At 63.5% G+C, this 18,964-nt stretch carries 22 protein-coding genes; 14 read left to right on the plus strand and 8 right to left on the minus strand.

Translation table 11 applies throughout. The features are described 5' to 3' along the window. Window positions 1-27: 27 nt before the first annotated feature. Entirely contained in the window at window positions 28-504 is a 477-nt protein-coding gene (locus Pan44_RS12385; RefSeq protein ID WP_145030355.1) for an MEKHLA domain-containing protein, read from the minus strand. Window positions 505-608: 104 nt separating this feature from the next. On the opposite strand from Pan44_RS12385, the gene Pan44_RS12390 reads away from it, so the two are divergent. Both Pan44_RS12390 and trpS read left to right on the plus strand, forming a co-directional pair. Then, window positions 609-1,394: a phytanoyl-CoA dioxygenase family protein gene (locus Pan44_RS12390; protein ID WP_231754308.1), complete on the plus strand. Its 786-nt coding sequence runs from the start codon at window positions 609-611 to the stop codon at window positions 1,392-1,394. A gap of 59 nt (window positions 1,395-1,453) precedes the next feature. After that, complete coding sequence (gene trpS / locus Pan44_RS12395) at window positions 1,454-2,428, plus strand: tryptophan--tRNA ligase (protein ID WP_145030357.1); 975 nt, start codon at window positions 1,454-1,456, stop codon at window positions 2,426-2,428. A gap of 22 nt (window positions 2,429-2,450) precedes the next feature. On the opposite strand, the gene Pan44_RS12400 is transcribed toward trpS, so the two are convergent. The 3 genes from Pan44_RS12400 to Pan44_RS12410 form a co-directional block, all read right to left on the minus strand. Continuing rightward, window positions 2,451-2,972, minus strand: coding sequence for a hypothetical protein (locus Pan44_RS12400; protein ID WP_145030358.1), 522 nt, complete (start codon window positions 2,970-2,972; stop codon window positions 2,451-2,453). A 223-nt stretch (window positions 2,973-3,195) separates the two neighbouring features. After that, the gene (locus Pan44_RS12405; RefSeq protein WP_145030359.1) at window positions 3,196-3,462 is read right to left on the minus strand and encodes a hypothetical protein; all 267 of its coding nucleotides are present in this window, start codon (window positions 3,460-3,462) and stop codon (window positions 3,196-3,198) included. Window positions 3,463-3,777: 315 nt separating this feature from the next. Further along, window positions 3,778-4,080, minus strand: coding sequence for a hypothetical protein (locus Pan44_RS12410; protein WP_145030360.1), 303 nt, complete (start codon window positions 4,078-4,080; stop codon window positions 3,778-3,780). On the opposite strand from Pan44_RS12410, the gene Pan44_RS27380 reads away from it, so the two are divergent. Further along, complete coding sequence (locus Pan44_RS27380) at window positions 4,079-4,225, plus strand: hypothetical protein (RefSeq protein WP_197454044.1); 147 nt, start codon at window positions 4,079-4,081, stop codon at window positions 4,223-4,225. The genes Pan44_RS12410 and Pan44_RS27380 overlap by 2 nt on opposite strands. 79 nt (window positions 4,226-4,304) lie before the next feature. On the opposite strand, the gene Pan44_RS12415 is transcribed toward Pan44_RS27380, so the two are convergent. Further along, the gene (locus tag Pan44_RS12415; protein ID WP_145030361.1) at window positions 4,305-4,856 is read right to left on the minus strand and encodes an HDIG domain-containing metalloprotein; all 552 of its coding nucleotides are present in this window, start codon (window positions 4,854-4,856) and stop codon (window positions 4,305-4,307) included. A gap of 745 nt (window positions 4,857-5,601) precedes the next feature. Here Pan44_RS12415 and Pan44_RS12425 point away from each other — a divergent pair. Together Pan44_RS12425 and Pan44_RS12430 are read left to right on the plus strand one after the other, a co-directional pair. Then, a complete protein-coding gene (locus Pan44_RS12425) occupies window positions 5,602-6,804 on the plus strand; it encodes an alpha/beta hydrolase (RefSeq protein WP_145030363.1) in 1,203 nt (400 codons plus the stop codon). Beyond that, window positions 6,804-7,511: a metallophosphoesterase family protein gene (locus Pan44_RS12430; RefSeq protein WP_145030364.1), complete on the plus strand. Its 708-nt coding sequence runs from the start codon at window positions 6,804-6,806 to the stop codon at window positions 7,509-7,511. Before Pan44_RS12425 ends, Pan44_RS12430 begins: the two co-directional genes overlap by 1 nt. A 61-nt stretch (window positions 7,512-7,572) precedes the next feature. Here Pan44_RS12430 and Pan44_RS12435 read toward each other — a convergent pair whose 3' ends face one another. Beyond that, window positions 7,573-7,944, minus strand: a complete 372-nt coding sequence (locus tag Pan44_RS12435) for a hypothetical protein (RefSeq protein ID WP_145030365.1) — start codon at window positions 7,942-7,944, stop codon at window positions 7,573-7,575. A gap of 669 nt (window positions 7,945-8,613) precedes the next feature. Between Pan44_RS12435 and Pan44_RS12440 the strand changes: the two genes are divergently transcribed. Next, window positions 8,614-10,773 (plus strand): hypothetical protein, encoded by a 2,160-nt coding sequence (locus Pan44_RS12440; protein ID WP_145030366.1) that lies wholly within the window; start codon window positions 8,614-8,616, stop codon window positions 10,771-10,773. 92 nt (window positions 10,774-10,865) lie between these two features. On the opposite strand, the gene Pan44_RS12445 is transcribed toward Pan44_RS12440, so the two are convergent. Continuing rightward, on the minus strand, window positions 10,866-11,546 hold the full coding sequence (locus tag Pan44_RS12445) for a metal-dependent transcriptional regulator (protein WP_145030367.1): 681 nt from the start codon (window positions 11,544-11,546) through the stop codon (window positions 10,866-10,868). A 107-nt stretch (window positions 11,547-11,653) separates the two neighbouring features. Here Pan44_RS12445 and Pan44_RS12450 point away from each other — a divergent pair, with 107 nt between their 5' ends. The 7 genes from Pan44_RS12450 to Pan44_RS12480 all read left to right on the plus strand — a co-directional run bounded on the left by Pan44_RS12450 (window position 11,654) and on the right by Pan44_RS12480 (window position 18,251). Further along, window positions 11,654-12,976, plus strand: coding sequence for an aldose 1-epimerase family protein (locus Pan44_RS12450; protein ID WP_145030368.1), 1,323 nt, complete (start codon window positions 11,654-11,656; stop codon window positions 12,974-12,976). Window positions 12,977-13,049: 73 nt separating this feature from the next. Then, window positions 13,050-14,261 carry a homocitrate synthase/isopropylmalate synthase family protein gene (locus Pan44_RS12455; RefSeq protein WP_145030369.1) on the plus strand — a complete coding sequence of 404 codons (1,212 nt, stop codon included), beginning with the start codon at window positions 13,050-13,052 and terminating at the stop codon, window positions 14,259-14,261. A 124-nt stretch (window positions 14,262-14,385) separates the two neighbouring features. Continuing rightward, a complete protein-coding gene (locus Pan44_RS12460; protein ID WP_145030370.1) occupies window positions 14,386-14,667 on the plus strand; it encodes a hypothetical protein in 282 nt (93 codons plus the stop codon). A 193-nt stretch (window positions 14,668-14,860) separates the two neighbouring features. Then, on the plus strand, window positions 14,861-15,595 hold the full coding sequence (locus Pan44_RS12465; protein ID WP_145030371.1) for a hypothetical protein: 735 nt from the start codon (window positions 14,861-14,863) through the stop codon (window positions 15,593-15,595). Between the two features lie 53 nt (window positions 15,596-15,648). Beyond that, window positions 15,649-16,971, plus strand: a complete 1,323-nt coding sequence (locus tag Pan44_RS12470) for a hypothetical protein (protein WP_145030372.1) — start codon at window positions 15,649-15,651, stop codon at window positions 16,969-16,971. Window positions 16,972-16,998: 27 nt separating this feature from the next. Beyond that, a complete protein-coding gene (locus Pan44_RS12475) occupies window positions 16,999-17,760 on the plus strand; it encodes a lipopolysaccharide kinase InaA family protein (RefSeq protein WP_145030373.1) in 762 nt (253 codons plus the stop codon). 98 nt (window positions 17,761-17,858) lie between these two features. Further along, window positions 17,859-18,251 (plus strand): VOC family protein, encoded by a 393-nt coding sequence (locus Pan44_RS12480; protein ID WP_145030374.1) that lies wholly within the window; start codon window positions 17,859-17,861, stop codon window positions 18,249-18,251. 63 nt (window positions 18,252-18,314) lie between these two features. Here Pan44_RS12480 and Pan44_RS12485 read toward each other — a convergent pair whose 3' ends face one another. Next, window positions 18,315-18,650 carry a hypothetical protein gene (locus tag Pan44_RS12485; protein ID WP_145030375.1) on the minus strand — a complete coding sequence of 112 codons (336 nt, stop codon included), beginning with the start codon at window positions 18,648-18,650 and terminating at the stop codon, window positions 18,315-18,317. Here Pan44_RS12485 and Pan44_RS12490 point away from each other — a divergent pair. After that, window positions 18,649-18,963: a hypothetical protein gene (locus Pan44_RS12490; RefSeq protein ID WP_145030376.1), complete on the plus strand. Its 315-nt coding sequence runs from the start codon at window positions 18,649-18,651 to the stop codon at window positions 18,961-18,963. The two genes, Pan44_RS12485 and Pan44_RS12490, sit on opposite strands and share 2 nt — an antisense overlap. Window position 18,964 lies beyond the last annotated feature (1 nt).

An 18,964-nucleotide genomic window follows, 5' to 3' on the forward strand; every position in this document is an offset into this window, starting at 1 on the left:
TGTCCACGTAGGTCGCCCGCGCACTCCCTACAGCGGCGTCCACTCCGAAAACGTCGCCGCCTGACCGGCGTGCAGCCCGGCTCCGTCGACGAGGTTCCACACGATCGCCCGTTCGATCCGGAACCGCTTCCCCGCCGCCGAGATCCGCACGCCCCGATAGTCGTCGATGTATCCCTGCTCCCGAGTCGTCTGGAGCATCTTCGCCCGTTCATCACGGTGCATCGGCTCGGCCGTCTTGCGCGACGGCATCGACAGCAGCGTTTCCAGGTCGGTGTCCCACAGCGTGAGCGCCGTCTCGTTGGCGTAGTTCAGGATCGGATCATCTTCGACGCCATGAGCCACAACCACGAACGGAGCCTCGTAAAGCAGCCGGGCCGTCTCGGCGAGACTCGATCCGCGGGGAATGAGGTCCCGTCCGACGAATCGCTCGAACGAGTCGAGGAGAACGCGTGTCCGCTCAATCCAGGCGTCGTTCGACCAGGGGGTTTGTGGCTTTCGGGACATGAGGGATGTCTGTCGTTCCGCGCCGCTCCGGGGTGGGCGGCTAAACTTTGTTTCAGGAACAGGTATTATGGTCAGATCACTCCATGATTTCTGCTGACTCCCCCATGACTTCGCCGCAGACTTTGGCCGAACTGACTTTCTCCCCGGATGAACTCGCGGCGTTCGAGCGAGACGGCTTCATCATCGTTCGCAAACTTGCCAGTGAAGACCTGCTCAGGCGGATGCGGGACGTCACGCTTGATGGACTGCACCGCCGCGTCGAGCCCCTCGAGCTCGAAGCCGACGTTCATTATCCAGGCGCCCCCCAGGACCGTGAGTCTCGCGGCGGAGCCACGATCCGTCGCCTCAAGCAGGCCCATTCCCGCGACTACGTCTTCACCGAATGGCTCACCTCGCCCGGACTGCTCGGCCGCCTGCGGCAGCTGCTCGGTCCGGAGGTCGTCTGTCCGCTGGCCCACCATAACTGCGTCATGACCAAGGAGCCGCAGTATTCCAGCGACACCGGCTGGCACCAGGACATCCGCTACTGGTCCTTCCACCGCCCGGACCTCGTGAACGCCTGGCTCGCCCTGGGCCACGAAAAGCCGGAGAACGGCTGCCTGAAGGTGATTCCCGGATCGCACCGGATCGCCTACTCGCCTGAACAGTTTGACCAGGCCATTTTCCTTCGCGACGACCTTCCGCAGAACCAGCCGCTGATCCAGTCGCAGCGGTTCGCGGTCCTCGAGCCCGGCGACGTGCTGTTCTTCCACTGCCTCACCTTCCACGCCGCCAGCCGCAATCACACGACCGAATCGAAGCATTCGGTGGTGTTCACGTTTCGCGGGGCCGACAATCTGGCGACGCCCGGCTCGCGCTCGGCGCAGTCCCCGGAACTGTTGCTTCACTGATCTTTCCCGGCGTTCCCTCAACTCGTCGCCGGGCCCTGCTTGCTCAAGAACAATCATCCATGAAGATTCTGTCTGGCATTCAGCCCACCGGGCGACCGCACTGGGGCAACTACTTCGGCGCGATCCGCCAGTACATCGCGCTCCAGGACAATGAGCAGGCGTTCTATTTCATCGCCGACCTCCACGCGCTGACGACCATCCGCGACGCCGCAGTGCTGCGGGAGAATTCCTTTGCCGCGGCCCTCGATCTCCTGGCGCTCGGCCTCGACCCGGCGAAGGCGACGCTGTTCATCCAGTCGGAAGTCCCGGAGATCCCGGAACTGACGTGGCTGCTCATGACCGTGACACAGATGCACCTCCTCGAGAAGTGCCACGCCTACAAGGACAAAAAGGAGAAAGGTCTCGCCGCTGATGCGGGGCTGTTTACTTATCCGGTGCTGATGGCGGCCGACATCATCGGCTACGACAGCCAGATCGTGCCGGTCGGCGTCGACCAGGTGCAGCACGTGGAAGTCACCCGCGACCTCGCGCAGCGATTCAACAACATCTACAGGCAGGACGTGTTCGTCCTGCCCGAATACCGCGTGCTCGACACGACGGCCAAGGTCCCCGGCCTCGACGGTGAGAAGATGTCCAAGAGCTACGGCAACACGGTCGAGATCTTCGAGGAGCCGAAGAAACTTCGAAAGAAGATCATGTCGATCAAGACCGACTCTACCCCCGTCGAAGCGCCGAAGAACCCCGACACCTGTCCCGTTTTCACGCTCTATAAGCTCTTCAGTACCCAGGCCGAGCAGGACGCCCTCGCCGCCCGCTACCGGGAGGGAGGGATGGGATACGGCGAAGCCAAGCAGTCGCTGTATGAGAAGGCCGATGCCTGGTTCGCTCCCGCACGCGAGCGACGCGCCGATCTCGCCTCACGCCCGGACGATGTCCACGCCATCCTCAGCGACGGCGCGGCCAGGGCCCGAAGCAAAGTACGCGACGTTCTCGCCCGCGCTCAGGCCGCCTGCGGCGTCGGACCCCGTCGCTGAACTCCCTCCTACCTCCCTCGGCTCATTCCAGCCCGGGCTGCGGTGGCGGCGGAACCGGCGTCGGCTCGGGAGTATCCGCCGGAATCGGGGGCGGAGTCGTGGCTGGCGGCGCCAGGGTCGGACCCGGTGTCACCGGCATCGGAGGTGTTGCGATCGGATTGACCCCGCTCGAGGGCGTCCCCTGGACCGGAACCCCATAAGAGTTCAGCCCGGGAGTCGGTGCGGCCGTGTGGTAGACCGTTTCGTTGTAGTGCGGCCCGTAGCCCCACGGCGTGTTCGCATACGACTGCGGCGTGAAGTAGTACGGCCGGTAGTTCGAGCTCCAGCCGTACAGCGGGCGGTTCCAGCCGTGGTAGGGAGGGCAGGGGCGCTGGAGGAAGCGGTTGTTGAAATGGGCGTCGTGCCGTCGCCCGATGTAGTGCGCCTCGCCGGAGAACCAGCCGGCCGAGACGCTGCTCGCCGAGAAGGCCATGCTGGCGGTCAGCACAAACAGAGAGTGTCCGGCTTTCATCGTTCGCTCCATGAACTGATCGAAGTCGGCCATCCGCTACCGCTTCACTTCATTCATCGCCCATGCGGATCACGGGATCGTGGCTGAAAAGCGTCCGGCGGGCCTGTCGTGCTTCTTCAAACGATGGAAACGCCGGAGGTAGGGGATGTGCGGGAGACGACCGCGCGGACGTCGCCACGATCACCGGCAATGATCGCCGGACCAACGAAAAAAGGCGGCGTGGGTCACGCCGCCTGTTCTGCGCTGAAATCAGCCGTTACCAGCCGATATAAACGCCGCCTCCACGCCGGCCGAAGCCACCGTAAAAGCCGCTGCGACCCCAGCCGCGGTTCCAGCCGCCGCGGTAGTAGCTGCGATACGGCGCGCGGTAGCCATAGTTGTAGTAACCGCCGCCACGATACGGCGTGTGATAGCCATATCCGCCGTAGTAGCCGCCGCGATAGCGCCAGCCGGCATCGGCATCGTTCGCTGCGACCGTTCCAAGACCGCACACCATTGCCGCGAGAATCAGAAAGCGTTTCATGACATCCTCCAGTTTCGTTTGGTCCGAGGCATCTGCGTCCGCGGGAGCACCTCGGAGCTGAGTTGTTCGCCTCTACGAAACTGGGGTAATGCAGGCTGCTTGCCAAAGCGGGCCGTTTTTGGCCGACGTACCGAAGTGATGCGTTGAAAGCGACTTAGAGCTCCTCTCCAGGCCCGTCCTACGTCATTCGGCGAGCGAATGCGTCGCACCTGGAATGTTCGCCGATTGAACCTCGTGGTTCCTGAGAGTGCAGCCGGGCGATCAGCCGCCGTTCAAGCGGCCACGCCTCAAGAAGATAAAGTCCCGGTGAGGGCGTCACTCGTCTTCGGCGATGCCGACGTTGTTCTCGATCGAGCGGGCTTTGTTCGAGAGGAAGTACTGTCGAAGATGAAGCGGATCGTTGGATTTCTCCGCCTTCTGGTCCTGCCGTCCCTCACCTGCGGCTGCCGCGATCCACGGATCCCCCGGGTCATCAGCCGGGTGTTCCTCGTCGAGGCTTTCCGGCGTGAAATCCTTCACGAGCTGCCGCGTCCCTTCGCGCATCGTTTGAAACACGGTGCAGCCCTGCAGCGACAGGCCGCAGATGCCGAGCAGGGCGAAGGTTCGGAGATTGACCATGATCCACGTCACCAGGCAGAAGGAATCCAGGGCGCATGCCGTTTGTCACATCCGCGGCCCGCTGTCGAGTCGGGTCACCGCTTCCACGCGCCCGGGAACGCACGACCGGCGGATTCCGCTGGTGACCGATCCCGCAGGAGCGTGAGTCGCCAGGCTAGATGGCCAGGCATTGGTCGGCCAGACGCCCGTGCGCGAACCCGCCCCATCTCGGAATCAGTCTGTGCTCAGAGACCCAGATCCGGAGCGATGGCTTCCAAGGCCGCGATGACGAAGGTGATGTGCTCGTTCAGCTCGACACCCAGGTCGTCCGCCCCTCGCTGAATGTCCTCGCGGCTGACGGCGGCCGCGAATGTCGCCTGTTTCATCTTCTTGCGGACGCTCGAAGCCGCCATGCCGGCCAGACGTTCCGGCCTCACCCGCGCGCACGCCACGATGAAGCCGCTCAGTTCATCGCAGGCGTAGAGCGCCTTGTCCATCTGCGAGACGCGGGGGCAATCCGTGAGATAATCCGCGTGAGATTTGATCGCGTAGATCACATCGTCCGCATAGCCCTTTGCCTGCAGGATCTCGGCTCCCTTGAGCGGATGGTCGGGAGGCGTCGGCCAGCGTTCGTAGTCGAAATCGTGAAGCAGCCCGACCTGCCCCCACTTCTCGACGTCCTCACCAAACTTTGCGGCATAGGCCCGCATGGCCGCTTCCACCGCGAACATGTGTCGCACGAGGGCCTCGTTGGACGTGAATTCACGGACGAGGGCGACGTCATCGGCTCGGGACATTGATGGTCTCGCTCTGCGGAAGAGAACTGGACGAGAGGTTATCACAGACTCGCAGGGCCGGTCCCGGCAGCAGGGCGAGTCACTTTTTCACAACAGGTCGTCGGTCGTCACCGCAGATCATGTTGCGGCAACGACGAACTGGCCCATCCTGAAAAAAGCGACCAGCCTTGCGCGCAACTCTCAGGCACGGACAGGGATTGGGAACAGTGCGGAGGTGTTCGACGCTGAGGGGGCAAGGAGGGCGCGTTGTGTGGGTGGTCCTGTACTCCTCGCCCTCTTTTCCTGCGGAAGTTCAGTGGAAGGATCGTGAGAGCGTGGGTGGTGCGGACAGGGAGCCGGCCGGGCCGGGGTGTGTGACGACGGGTTGATGGTGGTTGTGTTCATGGGATCCTCCACCATGACGGGGGCGGTTGCGCGGGGGGGGGGCCGGTACTCGGTACTCGGTACTCGGTACTCGGTACTCGGGAGTCGGTACTCGGTACTCGGGAGTCGGGAGTCGGGAGTCGGGAGTGCGTTGGCGGGTGGGGATTGGGGCGGGGCGCGTCACTTTTTCACCGTCGGTCGACTTTCGTCACCGCAAGTCATTTTGCGGCAATGGCGCAACCCAACGATGAATCGGCCCATCTTGAAGAAGTGACCAGTCCTGGTCCCGGCAGCCACCCGCGTGATTCCCGTCGTCTCGCCGGGTAGACTCCTCGGTCCAGCAGTGCCTGCGTTCGTCTTCCTGTTTGAGGTCACACCTTCGATGCCGAGGCTCCTCCGGTCGCTCGCGGTTTGCGTCATCACGGCTTTCGGATCGACTGCATTGGTTGCGGCCGATCCGGTCTCTCCCGAACCGATCCTGCTCTATCCCGATGGCGCGCCCGGCGCGATGGGCTCGGAAGAGAAGGATAAGCCCTCAATCCGCATCTACGCCCCCGAGGCCGCGAAGCGGAATGGAACGGCGATCGTCGTTTGCCCCGGCGGTGGATACAGCGGGCTCGCCATCGATCACGAGGGACAGCAGGTCGGGGAATTCCTCAGGTCCCATGGGATCACCGCGTTCGTGCTGAAGTACCGCCTTTCTCCCTATCGACACCCGATTCCGCTCAACGACGTTTCCCGGGCCATCCGGCATGTCCGGGCGCACGCCGGCGAGTGGAACATCGCGCCGAATCGAATTGGTGTGATGGGCTTCTCTGCGGGCGGTCACCTGGCGTCGACGGTGTCGACCCATTTCGATGCCGGCAAGCCGGACTCTGCGGACCAGATCGAGCGGCAGTCGAGCCGGCCCGACTTCTCGATTCTCTGTTACCCGGTCATCAGTTTTCAGGCCCCGTTTTCTCACAAGGGGTCGGCGAGGAACCTGCTCGGCGAGAATCCCGATCCCGAACTGCTCAAGTCCCTCTCGAATGACACCCAGGTGACGGAGAAAACCCCGCCGACCTTCATCTTCCACACCCAGGAAGATCCCGGCGTTCCCCCGCAGAACGCACTTGCCTACTACTCGGCGCTCGTCGAGAAAAAGGTCCCGGCCGAACTTCACATTTATCAGTATGGCGCCCATGGCGTCGGTCTGGCGATTGGCGACCCGGTCCTCACGACCTGGAAGGAACGCCTCATCGGCTGGTTGCAGACAAGCGGCCTCCTGAGTGACGTCAAACGGGCGGAAGTGAAGGGCAAGGTGACCATCGACGGCGAGCCGCTGTCGTGGGGCACCGTCACCTTCACCTCGGACATTCCCGGGGCGCCGGTCGCCGGGGCGATCGCCCGCCGCGGCGCGTATTCGATTCCCGCGTCCCGCGGCCCCGTCCTGGGAGTCAACCGGGTTACGATCAAGACGATGGGGGATGTGCAGCCGCAGCCCACCATCAAGGACGCCAAGGTCCTCTCCGACGGCGAGATCGTCGTCGAAGTGAAGCCCGAGGGAAACCAGTTCAACATTGATCTGAAGTCGAAATCCCGCTGATGAGTTTGCCTGCACCGACTGATCCGGGCCGAACCCTGGCCATTGGCGACATTCACGGCTGCGACGTTGCGCTGGAGACGCTGCTGAAGGAACTCGTTCCGAGGCCGGCGGACACGTTCGTCGTCCTGGGGGATGTCGTCGATCGCGGCCCCAATACGAAACGATGCATCGAGATCATCTTCGAGCTGCAGAAGACCTGCCGCGTCGTTTCCATCCTTGGCAATCACGAGGAGATGTTCCTCGACGCCATCCACGGCGGCCGCTGGCAGCGGACGTGGCTCCAGAACGGCGGCGTCGAGATGCTCGATTCCTACGGCGGGCTCGTCGATGACATCCCGGTGGAGCATCTCGATTACTTCCGCTCGATGCAGGACTACTACGAGATCGAATGGGATATCTTCTGCCATGGCACTCCCTATTTCGACACTCCGATGGAAGAACAGACCAGCCAGGGTCTGCGCTGGAACAGGATCTCCGGGCGTGAACCTCCCCACGGTTCCGGGAAACGTGTGATCTGCGGCCATACGTCGCAGAAAAGCGGCCTGCCGCTCGTCTTCATGGGATACGTCTGCCTCGATACGAACGCGTACGGCGGCGGGGCCCTGTCGGCGCTCGATGTCGCATCGGACGTCCTGTACCAGGCCGACCAGTCGGGCGCGTATCGCGGTGACCTTCCGCTGGCCGACTTCGAGATTCATTTCCGATAGCCCACGCTCTCTCGGGATCGCGGCGGGTCGGCATGAACGGCGGACCGCGCTGGACCCTCGGTCATGAGTTCAGCCGGGTGGCCGGCGGAGCCACAGATGCTTCGGGTTCGAGCACCATCCAGCCCGGAGTTCTGACCCAGGAACTGATGAATAGTAGGAAGCCGCTCGCGATCACCAACAGAGGCACCTCGGTGTCCAGCGAGAGCCGGCCAGTCTGCCGAAGCGTCGAGAGCAGGCTCGCGAGGACAAACAACGGGCCCGCGACCACGCTGAACCTGTCGATCCCCCGGCTGACGAGGAAGGCGAGAATTCCGACCGCCAGCAGGCCGAGCGTCCAGACCCAGTCGACACCGGGAAGGACATTCTGCACCGTCATCAGCCAGCCGGCGCCGACCGCCATGATCAGGATCGCCAGAGTCTTCTGCCCGCTCATCGCCTGTCGCCTCAAAGGGGGATGTTCATTTCCACCCTCAAGGCGGCGGCTCCAGCCAGATATCACGCCCGTCTCAGACTTCCCCCCAATCCACCGGGAAGGCAAGGCTCGCGCCGAGGCGCAACCCTTGCGAAGGTTGCCCGTGTGCTCAAACGCCCGTGTTTCCATCGATTTGGGGGCCTTCGCGAGGGAAGCGGCGGGCAACCAACCAAGACGAACGGGGTTGGGAGGCGGATGGCTCTTCTTGCCCTCTTCCCCTGCGAAGTTCCGCCGAGGCGTGGCGCAGCGTCCGGGAGCCGTCTGTTTGTGAGAATCGGCTGGTGAGACGGTGTTGTGTGACGGGTCGAGGCTGGTTGCGTTCATTGTTCCCTCCACCCTTCGGATGCGGTTGCGCGGCGGGTGGGGGCAGGGAGGGTGGGGGAGGGAGCGCGAGGCGGTGTCCGGCCGGGGAATGCCGCGGGGGAAGGGCACGTCACCTTAAACTGTCAAAACAGGGCCGCTTTCGTTAATCTTGGCAGTCTCACCGTACAACTGCCTCCCCGTTCCGGCCAAGGTCGGACTTCCGTATAACTGAAATCCAGATCAGCGTTTACGGCGGATTTGAGGCATCCGTCGCGGGTTCGATAATTCCCGCCGCGCTGGGCTCTGGGTTCCGAGAGGACACTCATTATGAGCGTTGATCCTTACGCCCTGTGCCCGTGCGGCAGTGGCAAGAAGGTGAAGTTCTGCTGCCAGGCGATTCTCCCCGAGATGGAGAAGGTCGAAAGACTGCTGGAAAACAATCAGCCGCGGATGGCCCTGCAAACGCTGGAAAAGCTGCTGCCGGAACACGGCGGCAACGCGTGGGTGGCGACGGCCCAGGGCTGGGCGCTGCTGGCCGACCATAAGCACGCCGAAGCCAAGGGCTCGCTGGCCCAGTTCCTCCGCAAGAATCCTGATCATCCGTCTGCAAACGCCCTGCACGCTCTCGCGGCCTTCCAGGCCGACGGGTTCCCGGCGTCCAAGAAGGCGATTCACCGCGCCTTCCGCCGCAGCTTCAAGGCAGAACCATCGATCGTCGCCGGACTCGCCGCCTCGATGGCCGAAGTCTACCTGTCGATCGGACAGGTTCTTGCCTCGCGGCAGCACTTTGCGCTGGCCCTGCGCTACGGCGATGAAGAAGACCGCCGCCAGGCGTTTCAGGCGATGGTCGAGATCGACGGCGACACCTCGATCGCCTACCCGCTGCGCGGAGTTCACAACACCCCCAGCTTCACCGGCAACGACGCGACGCAGGAGGCCGTCCAGAAGGCCCATCGCCTCTCCGCGGTCGGATGCTGGGAAGAGGCCGCCGAAGCCCTCGATCCGGTCGTCCAGCAGCAGGCCGATTCTTCGGACGCCTGGCAGACGCTTGGCCTGTTCCGCGCCTGGGACGGCAATCCCGCCGCGTCGGAAGCCCTGCACAAGGCGGCCCAGCTCTCGAGCAACTTCGAAGTGGCCGTTGAATGCGAAACCCTCGCCCAATTGCTCGAGCCACTGGGCGACGCGGAGCACATTCCGGTGCGGGCGGTTTCGTACCCCGTCGCATCGGTCTCCCGGCTGCTGACCCGGCTGGATGACCAGAAGAAGCTCGTGCGGATGCCCGAGGCGGCCATCGCCAATGCCGGCCTCAGCGATGTTCTCGCCGCCCAGTACGACATCCTCGACCGCCAGGCCGTGGAATCCGCCGACGGACTGGACCTCGACAGCGTGCCCCGTGTGATCGGCCGCGTGATGGTCATGAACAAGAGCCCTGAAGGAGGCGACGACGCGACGGCCGTCAGCGTCGTGTCGGGCCTGGAAGGAGAAGAGTTCGGCATCGCCCGCAAGTCGTATGAAGAGGCGGCCGGCGACTGCCTCGGACCGGCTCGCGAAGACACCGAAGACGAGCGGAAGTCGTCGCAGTTCACATCGAAGGAGCGTCTCCCGCTGGAAACGCAGTTCTCGCTGCCGTTCACGGCCTCCGCCTCCACCCGTGATCGCGTTGGCAAGGCCTGGCACGAGCGCACCATCAATGAACTCTGGCCGACCACCGCATTGAAGGCGCTCGGCGGGAAGAGTCCTCGCGAAGCGAAAGGCGTCGCCGAACTGCGCGTGCCCCTCGCCGCGGCGATTAACGTCCTGGACGCCTTCTGCGACAGTCGGTCCCGGACCGTGTCGGTCAACGAGCTCCGTCAGCAGTACGACCTGCCCCCCATGGAAGCGGTCGACCTGCCGGCTGACGCCAACGTCAACCTGCTGTCGCTCATGCAGCTGCGGCGGGTCAACCTGAAGTCGCTGTCGGACGAGCAGTTCAAGCCGCTGCTCCGTCGCGTGCTCCTGTCGCGCCACAACCTGCACGCCTACGAGACGCTGCGCGAGTACATCGAGAACCGCGGGCACCTCGCCGAGGAAATGCCCCAGGAACGCGAGCAGGCCCTCGAGGCCCTCGTCGACATCTGTCGCAAGACGCTCCGTCGTGACGAAGCCCTCAAGTGGGTTCAGCACGGCCAGTCGATGGCGAAGACATCGGCCAAGCCGTTCAACAGCCTCGTCGCCTGGAAGATGAAGGAACTCATCGTCCGGATGGAAGACAAGGAAGACCCGGAGCTGAAGAAGCTGTTCGACGATATGTGGAACAACATGGGACCGAAGCTTCCCGCTATCCGCGACGCGCTTCGCCAGCTGGGCGCCGCGGCCGGTCTGGAGCCGCCGGGAGCCGGCGTCGTGATCGCCGAGACGACCGTCGGCGCGACGGGCGCGGGTCTCGCTCTCGAGCCGGCCGGAGCGGGCGACAGCTCGAAGAAGCTCTGGCTTCCGGGCCAGGATTAACTGTCACTCATGACAAACACCCCGGCGGCTCCTGGAGCCGCCGGGGTGTTTTGCGTTCGAGTCTGTGTTTGTCCGTCGATTGCGAGGCTAGCCTATGCACGGCCGCTGACGGGCGTGGCCATCAGCTGCGCGGCAGCGGAGTGTCCGAGCGTCTGTGTTTTGCGCCCGCCGGTTCGCAGCGTGATCGTTCCGCCGATGGGCGAGTTCTCGACGACTTCCACTTCCACTCCGAGCGTCAGGCCGGCGCCGGCGAGGTGACGGAGGAAGTCTGGACTTTGCGTGAGCACGCGCGACAGGCGGACCCGCGCTCCGGCTTCGCAGTCGGAGAGAGGCTGTGCGTTTTCGGTGTCACCCCGCATTGTGCCATCGGCCTGGGGAATGGGCGCACCGTGGGGGTCGTACTCGGGACGGCCGAGAAACTCATCCATGCGGTCGACGAGCCCGTCGCTGACGGCATGTTCCATGTTCTCGGCTTCGTCGTGCACTTCATCCCACGACAGGCCGAGCGTTTTGACGAGGAACAATTCGATCAGGCGATGCCGCCGGAGCATGCGGAGCGCGAGAGTCTTGCCCGACTTGGTGAGCTTCACGCCTTCGTAGGGCTTGTACTGGGCCAGTTCGGATTCGGCGAGCGTTTTGAGCATGCTCGTGACCGTGCCGGGGGAGACGGCCAGTGCGGCGGCGACTTCACCCGTGGAGACATTGTCCTGACCCGTGCGGATGGCGATCTGGAGAATCGCCTTGCAGTAGTTTTCGACGGTCAGGCTGTGCATGCAGAGACTTCCGCGTCGCGAGTGCTGGTCGCGTGAAATTCAGATCGGAGACAGTCATCCTAGCAACCCGAACGTTTCCGACCTCTCTCGAAGCGGCGTTTTCCAGCATGGCCAAGAAAAGCGCGAAGAAACAGAAATCGATCAGTGAAGAGGTCGCGTCATCGATGTACGCCCTCACTGAGAAGTTCCAGTCGATGCCCGAGGACGAGCGGGACAGTTTCATGGAGGAACTCGACGCGGCGCTTGAGCAACAGGTCACCGAGCGCGAGGTCCTCTCCGAGCACGTCCTCGACAAGACCGGCCGCACGGCGTCGGTCTCCCGCGACTTCATTGCGGCCGGCCCTGGGCGTGGAATGGACATTCTCTACGTTGACAACGGCCTGATGGAAATTGCCGTTCTCCCCGGCCGCGGGATGGGGATCTGGAAGGCGTCCCATCGCAACGTCGAGGGGGAACTCGGGTGGAACTCACCCGTCAAGCATCCGGTTCATCCGTCGCTCGTGAACCTCGAAGCCCGCAACGGCCTGGGCTGGCTGGAAGGGTTCAACGAACTCGTCTGCCGGTGCGGGCTGTCGTCGAACGGACCGCCGGGGAACGATCCCGGGGCGAAGTCGCCGATCGAGTCGGCCCTCACGCTGCATGGCCGGATCGCGAACCTCCCGGCCGTCGACGTCGAGCCGATCGTGTCCTACGGCGAGGGGGATGAGGAGACGGACGTCCCCGAGGCGATCGGGGTTGTGGGGACGGTCTACGAGAGCGTGCTCTTCGGCCCGCAGCTGAAAATGTCGTCGGTGATCGGCTCGCCGGTCCTCTCGGGCGACATCGAGATCCAGGACGTCGTCGAGAACACGAGTTCCAAGCCGGCCGAGCTGCAGCTGCTTTACCACATCAACATCGGCCGTCCTTTCCTGGAAGCCGGCGCCCGGCTGCATGTGGCGGCGGAAACGATTGTGCCGCGCGACGCCCGGGCCGCGGAGGGGGCTGACACCTGGTCGACCTACCTGGGGCCGACGCCCGGCTACACCGAGGAAGGCTTCTTCATGAAGCCGAAGGCGAATGCCAAGGGGGAAGCGGTCGCAGTGCTGGTGAATGCGTCCGGGACGCTGGGGGTTGCCCTTCGCTTCGACGTGGACAACCTCCCCTGGTTCGTCCAGTGGAAGTGCACGCAGCCGGAATCGGACGGCTACGTCACCGGCATCGAGCCGTCGACGAACCTTGCCAACTTCAAGGCCTATGAACGCGAGCAGGGGAGGGTGGTGACGCTGCAGCCGGGCGAGTCGTACGCCACGAACGTGACGCTGTCGGTGCTGCCGACCAGGAAGGACGTGGCGCGGGTTCTCGACGAGGTGCGGGAAATCCAGGGGGACCAGCCGCCCGTGGTTCACCGCACTCCGCAGCCGGGATGGTCGCCGGCAGGTGAGCTGAAATAGGGTTGCGTTCAAGCACCCCGGCTGCTTCTGAGCAGCCGGGGTACTTTCTGTTCGCCGATGGAAGGAAACGGAAATGCCCTGGCTCCGCAAGAAGTTGAAGACCGCCATCAAGCGTCAGATCATCAAGCATCACCGCCGGGCGGGGCGGGTGATGTTCAGCGATACGACGCTGCGCGATGGCGAGCAGATGCCGGGGGCAACGCTCGAACCGCATGAGAAGGCGCGGATTGCCGTGGCGCTGGAGGAACTGGGCGTCCATTCGATCGACGCCGGGTTTCCTGCGTCTTCGCCGGCGGATGTCGAAGCGATTCGGCTCATCAATGCAGCTGTCTCGAAGCCGGTGCTGACGTGTCTCGCCCGGACGTTGAAGGGGGACATTGATGCGGCCGACGAGGCGCTGGCGGGACGGATTACCCGCAAGCGGGGGGTCAGCCTGTTCTGCGGGGTGAGTCCGATCCATCGCCAGCACAAGCATCAGAAATCGACGTCTGAAATGCTGACGATGATCACGGATGCGATTCAGTACGCGACGTCGAAATTCGACGTGATCGCGTTCGGCCCGGAGGACAGCAGCCGGACGGAGATGGATTTTCTCTGCCAGTGTTACAAGGAGGCGATCGACGCGGGAGCATCGACGATCGGCTTCGCGGATACTGTCGGCATCCTGACGCCCGACAAGACGTACGACATGCTGCGCCGGATCCAGGACGGGGTCCCGAATATCGAAAAGGCGCTCCTGGCGATCCACTTCCACAACGACCTGGGGCTGGGAGTTGCCAACAACCTGGCGGGCATCCAGGCGGGGGCGCACGTCGTCCAGTGCACGATCAACGGAATCGGCGAGCGGGCAGGGAACACGGCGCTCGAGGAAGTGGCCCTTGCCATGGCGATGAATCCGGATGAGTTCGGCGCGCCGGACACGCTCGACCTGTCGAAGCTGGGGCCACTGTGCAAGCTTGTCGCGGAGCTGACGGGGGTCCCGATTCCCGTCAACAAGCCGCTGGCCGGGGCGAACGTGTTCGCGACGGAGGCCGGGGTTCACCAGGACGGGTTGCTCAAGAATCCGGACACGTATCTACCGTACCGGCCTGAACTGGTCGGGGGGGATCCGATCCGGCTGGTTCTGGGGCGTCACAGCGGCCGCCGCGCGGTTGCGAGCCGGCTGGCGGAACTGGGAGCCACGGTGAGTGACGAGCAGGCCCTGGCTGTGCTGGAGCGAATCAAGCGGCTGCCCAAAGGGTCGGAGGTCACGGACGCCTGGCTGGTTGAGCAGGCGCGGAACTGACGCACGCCGGATTCCGGCGGATTCTGCCGATTTCGATTCCGGGATCGCATCGGCGACGGCCGATGCTTCAGATGAGTTGAATCTGTGCGATGGATCGCCGTTCCCGCCATCTTCGGAGCGTTCGATGCATCTGAATTCCGGCGTTGATCTTGTGGAAGAATTCCGGCTCCGCCGCTGGGCCCGGGAAAACTATGTCGCCTCGGAAGGGCGTTCGGCCGGCTGGCATCCGGTGATTCTCGAGGAAATGGAACGCCGGGACGCCGAGTTCGCTCTGCTGGAAGGCCCGTCGATCGGAGAGGTCCGGTTCTTTCCTAACCGCCGTGTGGATAAGGTTTATGGTCCACACGAGATCCGCCCCTTTTTTGAGGCGGGCTCAGTCGTCACCCGCGAGATGCACTACACGTAGTCGTGCCACGGTCTGAATCGTCGGAAGCCTGGCTTCTTTGGAGAAGCCGGGCTTCTTGTCTTTGGTGATCAATCACTGACATCTGCCCACGGCGGGCCGCCCGAAAACTCCCCTATCCCCTGTTTTCGGACGAGCCTAGACTTCGCGGCCGATCGGCAGGGAAGGAGTTTCCTGCGCGCGAGGATGGAGCCTCATGAAACAAATCATCTGTATGAACTGGGGGACGGCGTACGGGGCTGATTACGTCAATCGCCTGTACTCCATGGTGTCCCGCAATATCACCGGCCCTTTCCGGGTCGTCTGCCTCACCGACAACGTGAAGGGGATCCGGCCGGAGGTGCAGTGCCATCCCTGTCCGGTGATCAATATCCCGGCTCCGCAGAAGAACCGTGGATTCCGTAAGGTGACCTTGTGGGCCCCGAAGGTCGACGGCCTCGAGCCTGGCGATGCGTTGTTCATCGATCTGGATGTCGTGATTACCGCGTCGATCGACGACTTCTTCACGTATGAGCCACAGAAGTCGTTCCTGGTCATTCGCAACTGGACCCAGCCCGACAAACGAATCGGAAACACGTCGGTCTACCGGTTCCGGATCGGCAGCCATCCCTATCTGAAGGCCGACCTCGAAGCGAACCATCCTCAACTGCTGGCGAAGTACTCCAATTCCCAGACCTACATCTCCGAGAACGTGAAGGAGATGGACTTCTGGCCGGACGAGTGGTGCCGCAGCTTCAAGGTGCACTGCGTTCCGAAGGGGATCAAGCGCTACTTCGTCGAGCCGGGGCTGCCGACAGGAACGCGGATCGTGGCCTTCCCGGGGACGCCGAATCCTCCGGATGCGGCCGTCGGATACTGGCCGGCTCCGTGGTACAAGCGCGTCTACAAGCAGTTTCGCCCGGCGAAGTGGGTCGAACAGCACTGGAAGTGATGCTGGTTGGGATTCCGGCAGGTCAATGATTCCGAAGAAGGCGCAGGGACGCGATGGGGGCAACGGTCCTCTCGTTGGATGAGACGAAGACGGCTTCCGCGCGCCAGCGCCTGGAAGAGGTTGTCCGTCGAATCGCCGTCGGAAACGACCAGTTCCGGTTTGCGCTGCTTCGTGACTCGCCAGTCGACAGCGGGCTGATTGATCACGGCGACGCCGATCTCCTCGGGACGCGTGAGTCGGTCACCGCGCTATTGAGGATGCTTCTGGAGAGGGCGCTGGCGGGCGAGGTTCACTTCCGAGTGACTGCCAACAAGCCGGAGAAGCTGCAGCTCTCCGTGTTCTCGACGGATCTTGCTCACTCCGCGACTTATGACCTGTGGGTCGACCTGGCACAGATCCATGAGGGGAGATCGCTGATCCGGTTCGAGGATGTCGCGCCGTTGCTTTCGCAATCGTCGGGCATTGAGCCGCTCCCCCCGTGCATTGCAGGCGCCCTCTACCTGCAACACCTGATCGCCAAGAGAAAGCCGCTGACAGCGGCGCATACGTCGTCGCGGATCGAATCCTTTGCCACGCATCATTGTTCCGATTCGAGTTGCGGCGTGGCACGCTGGTTCCGGGATATCCTGCGCGTCGGAAGGATTCGTCCACCAGCCCCCTCGGAAGCTGCGATCCAGATCGAGCGGCTGCTGCAGATTCGCCTGGATGATGAGCGTCACCGGGCGACTTCCCGATGGCGACTTCGCCGAAAAATCGAATCCGGGGACGCGGTGTGCATCCAGGGAGTTGATGGAGTCGGGAAGTCGACTCTCATCTCCGCTCTTGTGGAGGAAGGAACCGCTGCCAGCGAGTCGCTGATCGGCAAGAAGCTTTATCGCCGCTCGCTGATCTACCGCATGGCCACCCGGACGGCCCGTCATCGCGCATCGAACGCCCGCGAGGCCATCGACGAACGGCTGGCAACGATCGTCTTCCTGAGAGCCGTCTCGGCGTTCCGGAGAACACTGGCCTGGCGCCGGCTGCGCGGGGCGGGCACCCTGCTGGTCGACCGGTCGCCCCTCGATTTCCTCTACCTCGGTCGGAAGTCGGATCACGGACGGTTTCATCCGGCCATCGGCCGCCTGGAGTCGCTCGCCCCTTCGACGCCCACGATCCAGCTTGTTGCCCCGCATACGGTCACTTCGGCCCGGAAGCCTGAACTGACGGAGGCTGGACATGTCGCGTACGACGACGCGATGCTCCTGCGAATCGCTGGCCAAAGCCCGTGCGATCACCTTGTGTTTCACAACGGCGGGAACGTCTCCGAGTCGTCGATCGCCCTGGCCGCGTACCTGACGCGTTTCATCAGAACGCGCGGTCGAAAACAGGCCGCCTGAGTCCTTTCTCCTGTCCGCCGAGTTCGAATGAGCGTTGCCCCGAATCGCCTGTTGCGTCAATGGAAGGCGCGTTTCGGCATTCGGAAGCGGGTCCGCGAAATCACGGACGAGCTCAGGCATCAGTTTCCGCTGCGTGCTCTGGCTCCGTCGTCGCACGCGGGCGGTTTCGATTCGATCTACTTCCTCGAGGATCACGGCGGCGAGCGGTTCGGCGTGCTCAGACTGAACAACCCGCATCAGAAACGAAAGGCCGTTCACACCGACCTGCCGCGGCGATCGCCTCCCCCCCGGGAGCGCATCCAGAGGGAATGGCACGCCTACTCGGTTCTCGGTCCCCTCGGCCTCTCGCCACAACCCCTCTGGCGGAGCGACGACGCGGTCGTCTGCTCGTATTCAGCGTCTCCGAACGTGCGCCGTCTGATGGAGGAGGGGAGGGCCGACCTCACTGCGGTGTTCACCGCGGTCCTCAACACGATCGGAAAGATGCACGATGCGGGGATCGTGCATCTGGACCTGTCTCCCGGGAACGTGCTCGTGTGTCGGAAAACACTGGCGGCGCTGCTGATTGACTTCGAATATGTGTCTCTCGACGCACGATCCGTCGAGGATGATAAGAGATATGACTGGCGACAGATGATCGAACGCATCCGGAAACGATCGACCATCCTGGGACAGCAACAGACCTCTGAGGCAGCGCTGGCTGCGGCCATCGACGCGAGCGGCTACTGTCTGCGAATCCGGGAGGCCCTCGCCGACGGCGGTCGGCCGACTGCGAATCTCACCACGTGAACCGCGTTGCGAGCGCCGTCGAACTCTCATCGAGCATGATGAGCAAGGTCGGCGGATTCGTGGCATTTTCAACCCCGAAACTGAGTCCGAAGTCCGTCATGAAGATTGAACACGTCGCGATCAACGTCCCTGATCCGCTCGGCTTTGCCCGGTGGTATGTCGAGCATCTGAAGCTGACCGTGGCCCGCCGGTCGATGGACCCGCCCTATGGGCACTTCCTTGCGGATCAGAGCGGGCAGGTGATGCTGGAGATCTATGGGAATGCCCAGGCCCCCAGCCTCGATTTCCCGGCCGTGGCGCCGCCTGCACTTCACTTCGCATTCGTGTCGGCCGATCTGGCGGCGGACGTGAAGCGACTTGTGGCCGCGGGAGGGTTGCACGTGTCCGGACCGGAGGTCGTCGCCGGGGGAGATGAAGTGGCGATGCTGCGCGACCCGTGGGGAGTGTGCGTGCAGCTGGTGAAGCGTTCCCAGCCGATGCTGAAGGGGTAATGGCTACGAGAAAAGCCCAGCCGCTTGGACGGCTGGGCTTGAATGGGCGATTCAGCAGGCTGTTCAGTTCTGAATGGCTTCGAAGGTGCGTGAGGGCTCGGCGACCTTGCGGTAACCGAGGTCGCGGACGACTTCGAGGACCTCGCTCCAGGTCGGGAACGGGCGGCCGCTGCGACGCTTGTAGTCGTCCATGGCCCGCATGAATTCGACTTCGTCTGGCTGGTAGTCGCGTTCGCAGGTCGTCGGATCGATCTGCCGGCGGCGTTCGACCTTGCGGCGTTCGGGCGCCCGGCGTTCTTCCGGCTTGAAACTCTCGGAAGGGGCGACTCGCCGGTCCTTCGTAAACCGGCGGTTCTGGGCACGACGGCTGTCGGTCATCGTGTCGATGGACTCACGCATGGGAAAGGAACTTTCAGGAGTTGAGGGGATCACTCTATGGAATGCGCGCATCGAATCCATCCGGTTTTCACCAGTTCGCGAGAGGGGATCCCGCCGGTCCCCGGGAGAGGTTGGCGAAGAAAGGCCCGCAATCATCCACGCTGCACTGGCCGCACGTCATCTTGTCGCGGAAGTCTGCGCCGGATTTGACGACCGGGGCGAAACGGCATCAGAGAAAAGCCGGAAAAGCGGCGGAGCGGTGGTCGACCTGCATCAACGCGACGGTTGTATCGATTTTATCGATTACAGCGACGCGGATTGCTCCGAGGGGTGAC

The organism is Caulifigura coniformis (genome assembly GCF_007745175.1).
Lineage (GTDB): Bacteria > Planctomycetota > Planctomycetia > Planctomycetales > Planctomycetaceae > Caulifigura > Caulifigura coniformis.

Excerpts from the sequence above, each read along its gene's own strand:
- Pan44_RS12475 (WP_145030373.1), top strand. The coding sequence starts at position 16,999 with ATGAGCGTTGCCCCGAATCGCCTGTTGCGTCAATGGAAGGCGCGTTTC.
- Pan44_RS12445 (WP_145030367.1), bottom strand. The coding sequence starts at position 11,546 with ATGCACAGCCTGACCGTCGAAAACTACTGCAAGGCGATTCTCCAGATC.
- Pan44_RS12450 (WP_145030368.1), top strand. The coding sequence starts at position 11,654 with ATGGCCAAGAAAAGCGCGAAGAAACAGAAATCGATCAGTGAAGAGGTC.
- Pan44_RS12480 (WP_145030374.1), top strand. The coding sequence starts at position 17,859 with ATGAAGATTGAACACGTCGCGATCAACGTCCCTGATCCGCTCGGCTTT.
- Pan44_RS12425 (WP_145030363.1), top strand. The coding sequence starts at position 5,602 with ATGCCGAGGCTCCTCCGGTCGCTCGCGGTTTGCGTCATCACGGCTTTC.
- Pan44_RS12485 (WP_145030375.1), bottom strand. The coding sequence starts at position 18,650 with ATGCGTGAGTCCATCGACACGATGACCGACAGCCGTCGTGCCCAGAAC.
- Pan44_RS12400 (WP_145030358.1), bottom strand. The coding sequence starts at position 2,972 with ATGGCCGACTTCGATCAGTTCATGGAGCGAACGATGAAAGCCGGACAC.
- Pan44_RS27380 (WP_197454044.1), top strand. The coding sequence starts at position 4,079 with ATGATCCACGTCACCAGGCAGAAGGAATCCAGGGCGCATGCCGTTTGT.
- Pan44_RS12415 (WP_145030361.1), bottom strand. The coding sequence starts at position 4,856 with ATGTCCCGAGCCGATGACGTCGCCCTCGTCCGTGAATTCACGTCCAAC.
- Pan44_RS12490 (WP_145030376.1), top strand. The coding sequence starts at position 18,649 with ATGGGAAAGGAACTTTCAGGAGTTGAGGGGATCACTCTATGGAATGCG.
- Pan44_RS12465 (WP_145030371.1), top strand. The coding sequence starts at position 14,861 with ATGAAACAAATCATCTGTATGAACTGGGGGACGGCGTACGGGGCTGAT.
- Pan44_RS12460 (WP_145030370.1), top strand. The coding sequence starts at position 14,386 with ATGCATCTGAATTCCGGCGTTGATCTTGTGGAAGAATTCCGGCTCCGC.
- Pan44_RS12430 (WP_145030364.1), top strand. The coding sequence starts at position 6,804 with ATGAGTTTGCCTGCACCGACTGATCCGGGCCGAACCCTGGCCATTGGC.
- Pan44_RS12405 (WP_145030359.1), bottom strand. The coding sequence starts at position 3,462 with ATGAAACGCTTTCTGATTCTCGCGGCAATGGTGTGCGGTCTTGGAACG.
- Pan44_RS12435 (WP_145030365.1), bottom strand. The coding sequence starts at position 7,944 with ATGAGCGGGCAGAAGACTCTGGCGATCCTGATCATGGCGGTCGGCGCC.
- Pan44_RS12385 (WP_145030355.1), bottom strand. The coding sequence starts at position 504 with ATGTCCCGAAAGCCACAAACCCCCTGGTCGAACGACGCCTGGATTGAG.
- Pan44_RS12470 (WP_145030372.1), top strand. The coding sequence starts at position 15,649 with ATGGGGGCAACGGTCCTCTCGTTGGATGAGACGAAGACGGCTTCCGCG.
- Pan44_RS12390 (WP_231754308.1), top strand. The coding sequence starts at position 609 with ATGACTTCGCCGCAGACTTTGGCCGAACTGACTTTCTCCCCGGATGAA.
- Pan44_RS12410 (WP_145030360.1), bottom strand. The coding sequence starts at position 4,080 with ATGGTCAATCTCCGAACCTTCGCCCTGCTCGGCATCTGCGGCCTGTCG.
- Pan44_RS12455 (WP_145030369.1), top strand. The coding sequence starts at position 13,050 with ATGCCCTGGCTCCGCAAGAAGTTGAAGACCGCCATCAAGCGTCAGATC.
- Pan44_RS12440 (WP_145030366.1), top strand. The coding sequence starts at position 8,614 with ATGAGCGTTGATCCTTACGCCCTGTGCCCGTGCGGCAGTGGCAAGAAG.
- trpS (WP_145030357.1), top strand. The coding sequence starts at position 1,454 with ATGAAGATTCTGTCTGGCATTCAGCCCACCGGGCGACCGCACTGGGGC.